The following is a 16,291-nucleotide window of genomic DNA, read 5'->3' as shown; positions in this document are numbered from 1 at the left end:
TATTTTTTTATAAAATTTTACTCACTTTTTTTAATAAATATCTGATCACTTAATGTTTTCATAAAATGAATTAGATTTATTTTTTCTTCTTCTGTTAATGAAATTTTATTTCCATTATTCTTTAAAATGGCATCTAAATTATCAGCATTTAAAACACCTTTATCAAAATAATCTAAGAGATCTTTCAATGAAGCAAACTGACCAAAACTTCCATAAGGAGCAGTATATTCTATATTTCTTAAAGAAGGGACTCTAAATGCTTGTACATCCTGATCCTTACCTGTTACTCTAGCTCTACCAACCTCATCTTTATTAGGATTTATAGGAAAGCCTATATTTCTAAAGGTCTGGTCTGTAAATAATTCTGTTGAATGACAGTTAATACATTTTTTTTGAAAAGTTTCATATCCTTTTTTTCATTAATAGTAAATGCTTCTTCTTTTTTCATTACTTTATCATATTTACTGTTCGATGAAACTAAAGTATATTCATATTGCGCAATACTTCTAAATATTTTTTCTTGTGTAATTTTATCTTCTCCAAAAGTTTTCTTGAATAATGATTGGTATTCTTTATCTTCTTCAATTTTTGCTATTATTTCTAAGACAGAGGATCCCATTTCTTCTTTTGTAATTATAGGTACGATAGGCTGATGTTCTAATTCTAGTTCGTTTCCGTCCCACATATAAAAGTTCATAAAAGCTAGATTTTGAATAGGAGGAGTATTACGAAGTCCTATACGTCCTAAAATTCCAATAGCTTTTGGATTTTTATCAGTAAATGCGTTTTCTTTTATATGACAACTTGCACATGAAATAGAATTATCTTTGCTAAGCCTTTTATCATTAAATAATTTTTCTCCTAATTGTACGCCATATTTTGTTGGCTTATTTCTTAAAAAAAAGCTATTGAATGGGGGAAATTTTTGAGGTATTTCTAAAATTAGTTCTGGATTATTTATTTCAGAAATAGAAATCGGCTCTATATACATTTCTTTATCCTTAGTACATGAAAATAAAAAGGGTAAAAGAATCATTAGTATTTTTTTCTTTGATTTCATTTCAAAAGGATAAAGGAGACTGTCTAAAAGTTTATAAGTAATATTTTTTAATCTAATCATTTACTTTGCTCTAACTTATTTAGTATAGAACTAATAGATCTAACATTTTTAAGTATAAAGCATTAATTACGAAATATTCATTTTAACGATTAGACAGTCTGATTATTTTTTAGTTTTGAACTTTAGTAACAGAAAACATTCCTGCAATATCAGTTGTCCCATTACCTCCTATATTATTTACAAAACGCATCATCTGCACTGCTGAATGAATATTAGGGGTTGCGTTATCTCCACTTTTAGTACCTGTTGTTAACGTTATTTTCTCTGTTCCGCTTAATAATTTATCAAAATCAGCATTTATAGTAATTTTTGCTGCTGTTTTTCCTACAACTGCTTGGTTTGGAAAACGCAAAGTTATATCACGATAAGCATCTACTCCTTGAACTAAATTTCCATTAGAATCTTTTTTTTTGTGTACTTCCTGTATGGATTGAGAGTTCTTTATTTTCATCACCATAATATCCTTCGATTTTCACAAAGCGATAACCTGCTCCCCATTCCCACATCATCTGAGTTTTATTTTCTCCTGCATTAGCAAAAATTTAGGTGCCTTTGTTTGGTCTACTTTATTCAAATCACTTCTTACTCCTAATCCAAATTTAATTTGTTTATAGGTTCCATAAGGAATATTTAATAATACATAATTTAGTGTTTCTGGTTTTGCTTGGTCTATTATAGTTGCTCCTAAATCTAAATTTGTTACGTTATAGGGAACTTCTGTACCATCTTCAGCTATAAGTCTAATATTACTAACGATGTACTTTACTTCTTTCAAAAGATGTTTTTGATTATTTACAGAAGTATTAGTAGTTACAGTAGCTGAAGTTGGCTCTCCAAGTATAATTGGCGTATTTTTAAAACTATTTTCAAAAACTAATGTAAGATTATTAGATAGTACAGTAGGTTGTAGTATTTTTTGATCATCATCTTTACTACAAGATAAAAAGAATAATGATGAAATAAGTGGTAAATAATATTTTTTAAAATTTTTCATAATAATTAGATTGTTTATTTTTTTAAAAATTAAGTTTAAATGAGATAAAAATATTCCGTCCCATTCGATTAATATTTCCCCAATCAGCATAGGTACTATAATTTTTATTTAGCATGTTTTCTGCTCCTAATTGTAATGTCATTTTATAACTATCAAAAGGGATTGTATAATCCATTGAGCTATTCCATAATAAATATTGAGGTGTTCTATCCTCTCCATACAATGAACTGAAATGTATTTGATCTAAATCACCATTTATAGATGTTCTTAGACCAAAATTGCAATGTTTATATTGTAAAGAGGTTAAATAAGTTAAAGGTCTAATAAAAGGCAGATTAATTTGTTTACTATCTAGACCTCTTGCATAGGTTAATGAAGTTTCCCAACGAATATGTTCTGTTAAATAATAAAAGGCTGTTACTGATATATTATAGAGTTTTGCATAATCTAAAGAAGTATATCCTTTTACGCCTATAGACTGATAATTCATAGGACTTCCTAGACTCAAAATTTTCCCAACAATATAGTTTTGAATATAAAAATAATTAGCTTTAGATTCTATACCTATGATATCATTTTTATACCCTATATTGGCATTTACTTCATATGAAATTTCATTTTTTAAATTGGGGTTTCCTATATAATCGTATCTATCAAAACTATTATAAATATAATATCCATATCCTTCTGAAATAGAGGGCGCTCTATGACCATAACCTGTACCTACAGAAAAATGATAATTATTTTTTTTGTATTGATATTTGAGATTAAGACTAGGAAGAAATCGTATTTTTTCTTGGGGACTATTTGGGTAAAAAATCCAGTTAAATTCTACATATTTTGAAAAGTTGTAATTAACCCCAAAAGAACTACCGAAGGACAACTGATGTTCATCTGAAAAATCCCAAGAATTTTGTATGGCTAAACTGGCAAATTTTGTGGTTACCCAAGGCCAAGTATAAGCAAACATAGTCCTTTTACTACGATCTTGCGGATACATTCGCATTTCTGCAATTGATAAATTATTATATCCATTAAGTTGTACTTCTGAAGAGAACTGATTTTTTTTAAGTTCATTTTAGAAACTAATCCATAAGTGGTACTCCAGCCAGGCATATCCATATGAACTAAATTCTCAGGTCTAGTAGTGTCATCCATATAGTGTTCTATGGTATTAAAATAGACTTTAGTATCCCATACTTTAATTAATTTATCTTCAAAAATCTTCTTATAAGCTGCTGATGTTATTAAAGTTCTTGAAAGATACAAATCCATAGGTAAAGCTGGAAATCCAACATTTTTGGCCATATCAAAAATAGCATCTACCTTTAAAGAAGAAAGCAATCCTGTTTTATATGCCACCCCTAATGAGGAATTAAATTTAGAGTATTGAGAATGTTTTACTTCATTATTGTTCCCATCAAAATAATTTCCAGCTTCTCTATAAGCTATAGTACCATCAAAAACCAATTTATCATTTGTAAAGGCTATAGCTCCTAGATTAAAAAGTTGATGATTATTTGATTCAAAACCCCCTTGAAAACTCCCAGATATATTGGGTTTTTCGGCAAAAGAGCTATTTTTTCTAACTAGATTAATATTTCCTGCAACAGTTGCTCCATGTAAGCCTCCTTGTTGCCCTGATTTTATATCAATAGTTGCTAAATTATTAACTTCTAAATAAGAGGTAACTGGATCCATTTTATCTGTACAAGCTCCAAAAATATGCATCCCATCAATAGTAATAGTAGAACGCTCACTACTCATATTGTTTAATAATGGTTCCCATGCGTAAGCTCCTCTTTTTATAAAAGAAATATTATTTGAAGAAGCTAAAAATTCATCTATTGAAACGGCTAATTTTAAATCAGTTTCAATCTTCTTTTTTTTCTGAATTTTTGCAAATAAATTTCTTTCATAACTTTTATTGAATCCTTTTTTTCTTGTATTCCTTGCGCGTTTGCAAAAAAACAAATACCAATTATTGGTAATAACATTTTTCTCATTGGTTATTAGAATAAGATATCAATAAAAAGTGTACTTTTTAAACCTAGAATACCTGGTGTAAAATCTTCTGGAACACTAGTTCCTTTTATGACTTTTCCTGTAGAATCTAACAATATAAAGTTGAGTGTCCAATTACCTGTCATTGTATAATTAACGATACCATGATAAAATCCATCGTTTTCCTGTAATAAATCCTTATTATTAGGAGATGAATGATTTCCCATAGAAGGTTCTGGCATTCTTGGATCTATTTTTAAAGTATAATTTTTAACTTCAGTAAAAGAATATTCATAAGGTTCTATAGCTGTAGGTTTATTATACTTATATATTCCTGCTATTATAGTGTTTTCTGCTACTTTTGGTTTTTGTGGGGCAACTAAAGCTATATAATACTCTTCTCCATCATTTCCTATAAAAGTAGTCATGTTTAGATTCATATTTTTTTGAGGAAGAACTGATAGGGTTTGAATACCATATATTTTTGATTATTAATAGTAATATCAACACGTATTTGCCAAACTCCTTTATTGCTTTGATCTGTAAAAACAGAATATCCCGTAAAGTATCCTTCTACAGGTTTATATATCATATTATACTGATGAGGACAAGATGTTTTTTTGTCATTTGCCGATATCATAATTGGTAAAAAGATACTGAAGTAGGTAGAACTGCTTTATTTGTATCATGATCAAAAACCTTTATATGAATCTCATTATATCCTTTATAAAAAGTTCCATTAAGTGCTTCAACACAAACATCATAATTACCTATTTTTAAAGAAGTAACTTCTTTAAAAGTGGCATATTCAGTTACTACAGTTGCTATTTCTGCTTCATAATCTGTTTTTTCCAATGTACAAGAAGTCATTGTATATATTAATACAATACTCCAATACTTTAGAAATTTCATAGTCTTCTTTAATAAATTATTTTTACGCAAGGCGCGAGAAAACAATGCTAATTATAGTATAGCATATATATGTGATTAGAGAAAATCAACATAGTAAATGATTATCTAAAGATAGGTGGTTTTAGAATAAATCTTTTATCAAGAAGTTGGTACAAATTCATATAATTATCAAATGGATGAATTTGTTTATAAATACGTTTTACAGATTCAAACTCAAAAATGGCTTGAATAAATAATATTTCATATTGTTCTAAAAAAACATTCTTTTTATCTGGTACGGGTTTTTCACTTTCAGAGGCTTTTGCTAGCTCTTTCATTAAGTGACATTTTCCATTACATTTTAATATGGGTTTATCTTTATTTACACACAATACCTTCGTTATGTAGTCATAATTTACTACATAATCAATAACTGGCATAACAGGTCGCAACAGTATTGAAAAAGCTAATATAATGTATAATTTCCTCATTATTAAAGCGCAAATTTATATAATTTACACAAGCTTTATTACAAACAATTTTGATTTTTTCGTTTTAACTTATGAAATGTATTGAGTAAAGAAAAAAATCTAAATTTAGATACAATCTCTTTTTTGACGTTTGAGATGAACACAAATATACATCTATATTAGTTAATTAGCTATGATATTTGTCATTTAACATTATATTTTAAATAAATCAACTATCCTTTTTAATTAAACTGTAAATTATTTTAAAAATTAAGTAATTATAAAATCATGTAAATTAAAAACTAGAGTTAAAGCCCTCCTAATCGAACAAAGCTTCCTAAGATTAACATACTTACTCCTATTATTGTTACTAGTAAGATATGAATAGCCATTAAAATTATTTTTTCTGGAGTTAATTTAGGTATAATAAATAATCGCGCATGAATAGCAAGAACTAAGGTTAATAAGAGTAATAGTAATTTAATTGATACGATCTTTTCAATATTCGTTTGAAAGGAAAACCAATTTGTAAAAGTTATATTATATTGATAAGCCATTAGTATCCCAGTAGTTACTAAAAACAATAAAGCGGGAAGACCTATAGGCTCATAATGTTTTTCAAAATCTTTAATTATTTGAATATCTCGTTTTTTTAGTGCTTTTGGCAAATATCTAATTGATAAAATTAAATGTCCCCCTACCCAAATACTAGCTGCTAATAAATGAATTATTAGTAAAAAATGATGTAACATATATTAGTATTTAATTTTAAATTAATGATCATAAATCTTTGTTTTTGAATTTTTTCAATGAAATCATAAAAGGTATAAAAGCCCAGAGAAAAAGGAATAAAAATGAGAGTATCAGCCCTAATGTTGTTCCAAAGAAATCTTTAAAAATAGCACCTGTATATCCCATCATAGCAGAAACATCTAGGTATAATAAAATCTGAATACGTGCCAAATCAATTGGGCTAAATACCGTAATCCCAACCATTGTGTTTTCTATTGGGTATTCTGAAAATTGAAATAATAAAAAAGAACTAATCCATCAAATAAAATTGAAAAATATAGCCATATCATAATTGCTAAACCTATTCCTTTTGCTTTATCTCTGGTAAAAATTGTGCTCAAAAAGGCTAGAGAAACAAAAACTATAGATATTAAAACACCAACAATTAGCATCATTATTCCTACGCTATTAGGTGAGTTTATCAGCAAAGGTATTCCGGCTCCTATACAAAAGGCCATTCCTAGAGAAAAAGATATTCCTAAATATAAATTACACCAAATATTTTCTCTTTTAATTGGTTGACTCAATAATAATTCTATAAATTCAGAACTATTATACAAGTATAGGGTTCCAAATAAAATAGATACAAGAGGGACTGTAAATAAAATTACATTTAATATAGTTAGTATTCCTTTTGAAGAATTATCTTCTAAAAAAAAATGAACTCCAACTTAAGATAGATAAAATAATAGTATAGGCTAATATAATTTTGTTTTTATAGATATCTTTTATAATTATTTTTATCAATGAATTCATCTTCTAATGTATAACATGTTGATTTTGTCTTAGTATTTTTGCAATTGCTTTACTAATTTTATCTTCGTTTGTTTGTTTTTTTAATTCGCTAATAGTTTTATGTAATTGTATTTTTCCTTCTTGCATAAAAACAATATTGGTAATTAAATCATCTAACTCGCTTAATAAATGAGAAGTTATAATTATGAGTTTCCCTTTTTCTTTTTCTTTTAGTATCTTTTCTTTTAATATTTCAGATGCTAGAGGATCAAGACCGGCTGTTGGTTCATCTAAAATTAAAATATCAGGATTAAATAAAAAGGCTAAAACAGCACTTACTTTTTGTGTAGTTCCTCCTGACAATGTATTCATTTGCTTGTCTAACATTTTTTGAAGTTCAAACGCATAAAATAACTCTTCGTCTAATTCTTGTTTTGAATTTCTTAACTGTTTGATCATTTTTATAACTTCGCCTATAGTTAATCCTTCTGGGTATTTGCCTATTTGAGGCATATATCCTATGCTATTTCGATATAAAAAATCTTTTTTAATTGATTTATTATGTATAGAAATGTCTCCTGAATCAGGAATTACCATCCCTAATATTGATTTAATTAAAGTTGTTTTTCCACAACCATTTGGTCCTATAAGTGCTATACATTCTGCTTTTTTCAAGGTTATAGATATATTTTTTAACACTTCTAGTTTGCCAAATTTTTTAGTACAATTATCAATTATGATCATAAGGGTAAGGATTTTATTAAAGGGCTTTTATCAACAAAATTATCAGGTGTAATTGTAGGTAAAATCTTTTCTGATTTATCTAAAAGTGTAATCATAAAACTCCTATACAATAACATTGCTGATGGTGTATTTTCTGTTAAAACAGCAAATAGGCTGAGTGGATGATACGGAATATCTCCTAAACCATCTTTATTAATATCATATCCTTCATATTTGTCCCAATAGTTCTTATTAAAAGTATTAAGAACTAAACTTCCATTAGTACTTATATCAAATGTATTTTTAATAAAATTATTATTGGTTATTACATTATCCATACAACTGGCTTGTATTTTCATTCCCCAACCATTACTTTTAAATTGGTTTTGCTCTACTAAAATACGTGAGGTACCTTCCATGTAAATTCCTGATGTATTACTTAAAAATTTATTATTATAGATATAACTATCCGAAATTTCCTTTAACAATAAACCATAAGCAGAATCGCCCCAATTTTCCTCAAAATAATTATTAAACATTTTAACATTTTTGGTAAACATTACCGCTACTCCTGCTCCATTATTTTTAAAAACATTTGTAATATAAGCATCGTCATTAGAAAACATAAAGTGTAAGCCGTAACGAATATTATTATTTGAAATATTTCTCCAAATAACAGAATTGGTAACAAATTCAAAATATATACCGTCTCTATGTCCAGTTATAATATTACCTATAATTTTTAAATTTTGACTTTTCCAACAATGAATTCCGTTTCCTATTAATTGTTCTTCCTTACCATAAGCTTTTATTTTATTATTTTTAATCTGACAGTTTTTTCCATTCTGAATATAAATTCCAAAAAAATTATTATCTAAAATATTATTTTCTATGATAATATTTTCTTGATCATATATCTTAATTCCACAAGGATCATTAAGTGCTGCAAAACCTGAATTAATTATCTTAAAACCTTTTATAACTACATTGTCCGCATTAATTGAAAATATTTCAAATTTATTTTGACCATCAATAACGGGAAAATCTTTACCTATCAAGACAATCTTCTTATTAATTAATATATTTCCTTCTCTGTATATTTTTTTAGGAACAATAATAGTATCATTATCTACACTTCGTTGAATGGCTTTTTTTATTGAATGAGTAACTATAATTGTTTTTGCAAAAGAATTTTGAAAATAAATTAAGGCTAAAATAGCTAGTATTTTTATTTGTATATTTGAGTTAATTGTTTCCAATTTAATACATCTGTATGAAGTTCTGTTTGATATTTTTTAGTTTCTTTTAAATCTGAAAAGCATGCTATATTGCCATTCATAGGACTATTAAACTGTTCATGCTTTAGAAAAAAACCTTCTTCTATAGGAATCATATTTTTATTTGAATAATCTGATACGTATATAGTTTTTACTTTCACTTTTGTATTATTAATATACTGAAGCAAGCAGAATATATCGTCAAATTTATAACATCTTCCTTTCTCGGTGATAATTTCACTAGAAAACTGAGGATTTGAAATGGTCATTTTACAGGATTCACACTGGTCTATATTTAATTTTATAGGTTGTGGCTTATCTGACCCACAGGACAAAAAGAGGACAAAACTAAATAATAATAAAAATTTATAGTTCAACATATCTAGTATTTTTTTCTTTAATAAGAATGAAAAGTAACAAAATCCCGACCATTGCTAGCATCCAACCTCCAATATCTGGAATAGAATAAGCAGCAAAATTTAATAATTGTTTATAACCTATCAGAGGTGGTTGATACGCCATTCCTGGCACTTTTATGGCTGCATTAGGATCTAAATTATGTCCATATTCATAATTCCAACGATAAAAATCAATAGCTGATAGTATTATAAATACGATATAGAGTATTAAAAAGATGAATATGTATTTTACTTTGTCTAGTAATAATAGTAACAATGCTACTAATCCAAAACTTACTAGAATATACGTGAGAACGGAAAATTCAAAAAAGTTTTCTGTATGAAGGGTTGCCATTCCAATATAATGATTTAGACCATTTATTATTTCTACATCACCTCCAATTTTATAAGCATATAATCTTAATACTAATCCTTCTGGATATTGAGGTGCGTCAAGTTGTATTTGCCATAATGGGAAGAAAACAGATAATATAAAAAGTACGGATATGGTTATTAGAAGTACTTTTGATATTAATGATAACTTTTGAGTTTTCATTCTGAAAAATTATTAGAATAATAATAAAAACTGTCTAAATAATAGATTTTTATTACTAAGCCCTCTATAACTTAGACAGTTTTACAAAAGAATTTTATTTTGTGTTAGGTAAATTAGTTCCTACACTATATGTGATAGGCACTTTACTACCTGCGGGAGATACTCTTACATATCCTTGCATTTCCTGATGTAAGGCACTACAAAAATCAGTACAATACATAGGATAAATACCTACTCGTTTAGGAATCCACTTTAAGGTAGTAGTTTCGCCAGGCATAATAAGTAACTCTCCATTATCTACTCCTTTGATTGCAAAACCATGAGGGACATCCCAATCTTGCTCTAAGTTAGTTACATGAAAATAGACTTCGTCTCCTAATTTTATTCCTTCAATATTATCAGGTGCAAAATGTGATCTGATAGATGTCATGTACACATGAACTACATTCCCTTTTCTTACAACTTTAGCCTCTTTTTCTCCTTTTGTAACGAAAGGATGGTTATTTTCATTTATTTTATAAAACTTGAGCTGTCCATTATTTCTAATCAGATCTACTGGTGCAGCTTGAGCATAATGAGGTTCTCCTATAGTAGGAAAATCTAGGATCATTTGCATTTTATCTCCACTAATATCAAATATTTGTGCAGATTGTGCTAATTCTGGTCCAGTTGGTAAATATCTATCTTTTGTAATTTTATTATAAGCTATTAAATATTTACCAAAAGGTTTTTTACTATCTCCTCCAGGAATACATAAGTGTCCTACAGAATAATAAGTAGGCACCCTATCTAATATTTTTAATGTTTTCAGATCCCATTTTACGACTTCTGATGAGACAAAGAATGTGGTATAAGCATTTCCTCTACCATCAAACTCTGTATGAAGGGGTCCCAAACCTGGCTTTTGTACTTCTCCGTGTAAAGCTGCCTCATATTTTATTACATTAATCCCTCCAAATGCTCCTTCAAACTTTTTATTGTTAATAGCATCTATCATTTTATCAAAACTAAATACAGGTACTAGAGCAGCTAATTTTCCTGAACCTACAATATATTCTCCTGAAGGATCCACATCACAACCATGCGGAGATTTAGGACACGGAATCATATAACAAATATCTTTTAGTTCTGCTGCATCTAAAACGAATACTTCGTTTTTAATTTCTGAACTGGCAGAATGTGTTTTTTCATTCCATTTGTTATGAGCGTACTTAACATTTTGTTTTTTAGCTTTACCTGCTTTTAGATATTCTTCCGCTTTTTTCCAGTTTACTGCCATTATAAAGTCTTTATCTTTTTGAGACGCGTTAACTTCTAATAATGTATTAGCTTGCTCTGTATTATAACAAGAAAAGAAGAACCATCCGTGAGATTTTCCTTTACCTGCATGAGATAAGTCAAAATTAACACCAGGAGTTACAATTTGAAAAGCTAAATCCATACCTCCTTCCTTACCTACTTTTACAAAACTTATATGACCTTTAAAGTTTTTCTTAAAAGTATTAATTTCAACATCTCCATCTGAATAATCTGCTGGCACGCTAAATCGGGTTCCTGCTACAACATATTCTGTATTTTCTGTAATAAAAGGAGATGAGTGATTTCCTCCTGAATTTGGTAATTCAATTATTTCAGCTGTTTTGAAAGTTTTTAAATCAATACGGGCAATACGAGGTGTATTATTAGCATTACCAAATACCCAACGTCCATCAACCTCTCCATTTGTTTGAGATAATTCAGTGTGATGTAAATCATCCCATGGTACAAATCCATTAGATGTATTTAACATTGGTTTCGTTTCTTCACTATATCCCCATCCTTTTTCTGGGTCTACAGAAAATACTGGTATTACTCTAAATAATCTACCACTTGGTAATCCATATACACTAAGTTGTCCGCTAAATCCTCCCGAAACAAAGTTGTAAAATTCATCATATTTACCTGGTGCCACGTAAGCTTTTTGAGCGGCATTACCACTTACAGCATCACCTGAATTTTTAGGCTTACAGGAAAAAACACTTCCTGCAACTAAAATTAACAATCCTATTTTTGAAATATTCTTATACATAATTCACTTTATTTAACGCCATCATTTTTGCGCATATATTCTAAAATATTTCTCGCTTCATCATCTGTCAAACCTTGATTTGGCATTCTTACCAAACAAATTTCTAATTGAGCTTGAAGTTCTGGGTCTTTATCAATCATTGGATCTGGATTTGTTATAAAATTCATTATCCATTCTGGTTTTCTTCTTTCTGTCACTCCTTTCCACCCTGGCCCTACTAGTTTTTCATCTGTAGTTTTATGACAAGAAACACATTTTATTGCAGAGACTTTTTCTCCATCAGTCGCTTTTGTAGGATCTAATGCCCCTAACTCAATTTTATCAAACTTTCCTTCCCCTCTATTAGGATCATATGAAGAGACATCTGAACTTGATTCTTTTTTATTTACTTGTTCTCCTGTTGATTTTGAAAAATCTTCAGTTTTACTATCTTTTTTACCACATGAAAACAGGATTGTTAAACCTAAAATGATTAATGAAATTCGTTTCATAATTTTTCATTATTTATAATTATTATGCAAATTTCCTACGAACATATATTATCTCTTATGACTCTAATCATAAAAAGAAGTATTATATTTTTGTATATAAAAAAAGTCCGATGAATCATCGGACTTTTTTTATATACAAGTAATTACTTATAAGCTTTTTGTAACTCTATCAATAGCTTGAATGGTGTAATCTAAATCTTCATAAGTTAACGCATCAGTTATAAACCATGTTTCATAAGCTGAAGGTGCAATATAAACACCTTCTTTTACTAATCCGTGAAAGAAATCTTTAAAATATTGATTATCTCCTTTTTTAGATGTTTCAAAATCAAAAACTTCAGCTTCATCAAAATGAACTGAAATCATAGAGCCTACACGATTAATTGTATAAAGAATATTATTTTTAGTTAATACTTCACGAATACCTTTTTCTAAATAAGCTGTTTTTTCATCTAACCGATTAAAAATTTTATCATCTTGATTTAAAGCTTCTAACATAGCTAACCCTGCAGCCATAGCTAATGGATTCCCAGATAATGTTCCTGCTTGATAAACAGGTCCTAATGGTGCTAAATAATTCATAATTTCATTTCGTGCAGCAAAAGCACCAACTGGCAATCCTCCTCCTATTACTTTACCGAAACAAACAATATCTGCTTTTATATTAAATAGTTCTTGAGCTCCTCCTTTTGCTAAACGAAATCCTGTCATTACTTCATCAAAAATGAGTAAAGTTCCATGAATATCGCAAAGTTCTCTTAATGCTAGTAAAAAACCTTCTTTAGGTGGTACACACCCCATATTACCTGCAACTGGTTCTATAATAATAGCAGCTATTTGATCTTGATTTGCTTCTAATAAAGTTTTTACATTCTCAAGATCATTGTAATTTGCTAATAATGTATCTTGAGCTGTTCCTTGTGTTACACCTGGACTATTAGGTGAACCAAAAGTTATAGCTCCACTACCCGCTTGAATTAAAAATGAATCAGAATGTCCATGATAACAACCTGCAAATTTGATTATTTTATCACGGTTTGTAAAACCACGCGCTAAACGAATAGCACTCATACATGCTTCTGTACCAGAATTAACAAATCGGATTTTATCAATATTAGGCACCATAGAAACTGCTAGTTTTGCTATTTGTGTTTCTAACTCAGTAGGCATACCAAAGGAAGTTCCTTTTTGAGCTTTTTCTATTACCGCCTGCACAACAGGTTGATACGCATGACCTAAAATCATTGGTCCCCAAGAGTTGATATAATCGATTAAACGATTACCATCTTCGTCATATAAGTAAGCACCTTTGGCTTCTTTCACAAAAATAGGGGTACCCCCTACATACTTAAAAGCGCGAACAGGTGAGTTAACTCCTCCTGGAATAACTTCTGCCGCTTCCTGAAATAACTGACTGCTTCTTTGATAAATCATTTTGTTCCTGATATTTATATATGATCCTGATGGAAACAACACACTATCATTCTGAGATAAATTTAATTTATTTGTATTTCTTTAACTCACAATAACAAATGCAGCATACAACAGGAAATTATGTTTAAAAAATTATTAATACTTGTCCGATAGCTATTGCATTATCTATCATGTTATTTTTCTGACGAATTTGTTCTACCGTTGTATTGTATTTTTTTGAAATTGCATACAAAGTTTCTCCTTGTAACACAGTATGAGTAGTTCCTTTAGTAGGCTTTTCAGATAGTGTATTCGAATTTGTTAAAACTTTTACTGTATCTTTTACTTCTGAGGTTACTTCTTTTACTATAAATGGTTGTCCAGATGGTTTGGGTTCTTTTATAAGATTTTCTGTTTTTACAGAAGGGACAAAAACAAAACCTAAAACTTTAGAATCGTACTCGTGTAGTTTATAACGTTCAATAATAGATATCAGTTTTTCTGGATATTTAGGATCTGTTGCGTATCCTGATTTTTTTAGTCCATATGCCCATCCTTTATAATCATAAGGATCAAGTTTAAATAAGGGTGCATACCAAGATCGTGATGTTAAAAACAATGAATGATCACGATAAGAATGAGATGGGTTTTCATATTTCCTAAAACATTCTTGAGCAGCATCGTCATCATAACGAACAGAATCTCCTGTCCATTCTTTATGACATTTAATCCCAAAATGATTATTAGCAGTACGACAAAGCGATCCTGTACCTGCTCCTGACTCTAAAATACCTTGTGCTAAAATGATACTAGCAGGTACTTTATGTTCTTTCATATTATTCATAGCAACATCTTTAAATTGTAAGACATATCCATTTACAATTTCAGGAGTTACCTTAACTCTTGAGGTTGCTACTAATTCTTCTGAATTACTAATATTTTGACTATTATTTATTATTTTTTCATTTTGAGTTCCTTTTTTTTGTGGAGTCGTATGAACTACTTTTTTAGTAGTCTGAATCTTAGGCTTGGAAGTTCCACAACTAACTAAAAAAATCGATAAAAGAAAATATATTATTTTTTTCATGGAGTAACTTTATTTTATATTCTTCGATTATATAATCTAAATGAACTCTTTTAATTATTCTATTTATAAAATTTCATTCTGATCGGATTGATCTAGATTCATTTTTAAAGTAAAGCTCAAAATTATTGATTTTTTAAACTATCTTCATAATGAATGAGTGTTTTATTTTTTTTAAATAAGAACTGATTCATACCTTCTATACCCTGTAAGCCACCTGTATGAATAGTTAAAATTTTTGTTTTTGGCTCAAAATATCCTTTATTAATCATATCTATTACACCAAACAACATTTTACCTGTGTACACTGGATCTAAAGGTATAGTCGTTTTATCATAAAAATCATTTAGAAAACGAATTAATTCCTCTGTTACTTTTCCATATCCTCCAAAATGATAATCATTTATCATATCCCATTGATTTTTATTTAAGCACAATGACTGTACCTCTTTTTTTTAAAAATCACTTTTCAACGCAGGAAAACCTAATACTTTTTGATGAGATAAAACACTGTTAATTATCCCTGAAATAGTTCCTCCTGTACCTACTGCTGTACATATATAATCATAACACTGATCAGAAGAATTAAGAATCTCTTCACATCCTTTGATTGCTAATTCATTCGTTCCTCCTTCTGGCAACCAATAACAACTACCATATTTAGACTCTATAAAGTATTTAAAATCTATATTTTCTTTATCTCGATATTGCTCTCTAGTTATAAACTCAAATTTCATTCCACATTTTTGAGCAAATCGTAAAGTAGGATTGTTGTTTATTTCTTTCCAAAGTTCTTCTCCCCTAATTATACCTACACAATTTATTCCTTTTTCTTTACAAGCAAAGGCAGTAGCTACAATATGATTTGAAAAAGCTCCTCCAAATGTTACTAATGTATCACAATGATTTTTCTCTAAATAATGCAAATTATACTTAAGCTTTCGGTATTTATTTCCAGAAACAAAAGGGTGAATTTGATCTTCACGCTTTATAAAAAGCGTAATTTCTTGTGGTAAGGCAATATTTATTTTTTGGATTAAACTATTCACTCCACAAAGGTATATTATTTTAGATATTAAGAATTTAGGTTTTTTAATTTAATTATAATATAAGAATTTTTATACAAAAAGAAAAATTCACAAAAATACCTTTAAAAATTAAACAAATCCCAGTATTTGTATGGCTTTTTACGAAAAAACAACATGATAAAATTAAACAAATTCAAGGTCTTGTTTGTAGAAAAAAATCGACAAAGCACTATTTTTTACTTAAATA

At 28.7% G+C, this 16,291-nt stretch carries 17 protein-coding genes and 3 pseudogenes; all 20 read right to left on the bottom strand.

All coding sequences use genetic code 11. From position 1 onward, the window contains the following. Positions 1 to 17: 17 nt before the first annotated feature. The 20 genes and pseudogenes from JJC03_RS08640 to JJC03_RS08565 all read right to left on the bottom strand — a co-directional run bounded on the left by JJC03_RS08640 (position 18) and on the right by JJC03_RS08565 (position 16,065). Positions 18 to 1,060: pseudogene (locus tag JJC03_RS08640) on the bottom strand (cytochrome-c peroxidase). 455 nt (positions 1,061 to 1,515) lie between these two features. Next, positions 1,516 to 1,626 (bottom strand): MbnP family protein, encoded by a 111-nt coding sequence (locus JJC03_RS18775; RefSeq protein WP_309597794.1) that lies wholly within the window; start codon positions 1,624 to 1,626, stop codon positions 1,516 to 1,518. After that, positions 1,626 to 2,114, bottom strand: a complete 489-nt coding sequence (locus JJC03_RS17720; RefSeq protein WP_258930451.1) for an MbnP family protein — start codon at positions 2,112 to 2,114, stop codon at positions 1,626 to 1,628. The genes JJC03_RS18775 and JJC03_RS17720 overlap by 1 nt, the downstream gene beginning before the upstream one ends. A 22-nt stretch (positions 2,115 to 2,136) precedes the next feature. Beyond that, positions 2,137 to 4,120, bottom strand: a pseudogene (locus JJC03_RS19140) (TonB-dependent receptor plug domain-containing protein). A gap of 6 nt (positions 4,121 to 4,126) precedes the next feature. After that, a complete protein-coding gene (locus JJC03_RS17705; RefSeq protein WP_258930446.1) occupies positions 4,127 to 4,546 on the bottom strand; it encodes a FixH family protein in 420 nt (139 codons plus the stop codon). Positions 4,547 to 4,554: 8 nt separating this feature from the next. Beyond that, entirely contained in the window at positions 4,555 to 4,758 is a 204-nt protein-coding gene (locus JJC03_RS17700) for a hypothetical protein (protein WP_258930444.1), read from the bottom strand. Then, on the bottom strand, positions 4,755 to 5,030 hold the full coding sequence (locus JJC03_RS17695; protein WP_258930442.1) for a hypothetical protein: 276 nt from the start codon (positions 5,028 to 5,030) through the stop codon (positions 4,755 to 4,757). Before JJC03_RS17695 ends, JJC03_RS17700 begins: the two co-directional genes overlap by 4 nt. 101 nt (positions 5,031 to 5,131) lie before the next feature. Continuing rightward, positions 5,132 to 5,500, bottom strand: a complete 369-nt coding sequence (locus JJC03_RS08620) for a hypothetical protein (protein ID WP_123867137.1) — start codon at positions 5,498 to 5,500, stop codon at positions 5,132 to 5,134. Between the two features lie 287 nt (positions 5,501 to 5,787). After that, entirely contained in the window at positions 5,788 to 6,231 is a 444-nt protein-coding gene (locus tag JJC03_RS08615; protein WP_235873067.1) for a CopD family protein, read from the bottom strand. Between the two features lie 28 nt (positions 6,232 to 6,259). Next, entirely contained in the window at positions 6,260 to 6,475 is a 216-nt protein-coding gene (locus tag JJC03_RS17690; protein ID WP_258930437.1) for a hypothetical protein, read from the bottom strand. An 8-nt stretch (positions 6,476 to 6,483) separates the two neighbouring features. Then, complete coding sequence (locus JJC03_RS17685; protein WP_258930436.1) at positions 6,484 to 6,831, bottom strand: ABC transporter permease subunit; 348 nt, start codon at positions 6,829 to 6,831, stop codon at positions 6,484 to 6,486. A 199-nt stretch (positions 6,832 to 7,030) separates the two neighbouring features. Further along, the gene (locus JJC03_RS08605; protein ID WP_088398449.1) at positions 7,031 to 7,750 is read right to left on the bottom strand and encodes an ABC transporter ATP-binding protein; all 720 of its coding nucleotides are present in this window, start codon (positions 7,748 to 7,750) and stop codon (positions 7,031 to 7,033) included. Beyond that, the gene (locus JJC03_RS08600) at positions 7,747 to 8,988 is read right to left on the bottom strand and encodes a nitrous oxide reductase family maturation protein NosD (RefSeq protein WP_088398450.1); all 1,242 of its coding nucleotides are present in this window, start codon (positions 8,986 to 8,988) and stop codon (positions 7,747 to 7,749) included. Before JJC03_RS08600 ends, JJC03_RS08605 begins: the two co-directional genes overlap by 4 nt. After that, positions 8,958 to 9,275 (bottom strand): nitrous oxide reductase accessory protein NosL, encoded by a 318-nt coding sequence (locus JJC03_RS08595; protein ID WP_235873066.1) that lies wholly within the window; start codon positions 9,273 to 9,275, stop codon positions 8,958 to 8,960. Before JJC03_RS08595 ends, JJC03_RS08600 begins: the two co-directional genes overlap by 31 nt. A gap of 97 nt (positions 9,276 to 9,372) precedes the next feature. After that, entirely contained in the window at positions 9,373 to 9,960 is a 588-nt protein-coding gene (locus tag JJC03_RS08590; RefSeq protein ID WP_235873065.1) for a hypothetical protein, read from the bottom strand. A gap of 94 nt (positions 9,961 to 10,054) precedes the next feature. Then, a complete protein-coding gene (gene nosZ, locus JJC03_RS08585) occupies positions 10,055 to 12,028 on the bottom strand; it encodes a Sec-dependent nitrous-oxide reductase (protein ID WP_235873064.1) in 1,974 nt (657 codons plus the stop codon). Between the two features lie 8 nt (positions 12,029 to 12,036). Continuing rightward, complete coding sequence (locus tag JJC03_RS08580) at positions 12,037 to 12,519, bottom strand: c-type cytochrome (protein WP_088398454.1); 483 nt, start codon at positions 12,517 to 12,519, stop codon at positions 12,037 to 12,039. A gap of 147 nt (positions 12,520 to 12,666) precedes the next feature. After that, positions 12,667 to 13,953: a glutamate-1-semialdehyde 2,1-aminomutase gene (gene hemL / locus JJC03_RS08575; RefSeq protein WP_088398455.1), complete on the bottom strand. Its 1,287-nt coding sequence runs from the start codon at positions 13,951 to 13,953 to the stop codon at positions 12,667 to 12,669. A 124-nt stretch (positions 13,954 to 14,077) separates the two neighbouring features. Then, positions 14,078 to 15,019, bottom strand: a complete 942-nt coding sequence (locus JJC03_RS08570) for a glucosaminidase domain-containing protein (RefSeq protein WP_235873063.1) — start codon at positions 15,017 to 15,019, stop codon at positions 14,078 to 14,080. Between the two features lie 122 nt (positions 15,020 to 15,141). Next, a pseudogene (locus JJC03_RS08565) lies at positions 15,142 to 16,065 on the bottom strand (1-aminocyclopropane-1-carboxylate deaminase/D-cysteine desulfhydrase). Between the last annotated feature and the right edge of the window lie 226 nt (positions 16,066 to 16,291).

Origin of the sequence: Flavobacterium oreochromis (assembly GCF_019565455.1) — a bacterium.
Lineage (GTDB): Bacteria > Bacteroidota > Bacteroidia > Flavobacteriales > Flavobacteriaceae > Flavobacterium > Flavobacterium oreochromis.
Note: the sequence above shows the minus strand (reverse complement) of the source record. Positions and strands in the feature narration are given on the sequence as shown.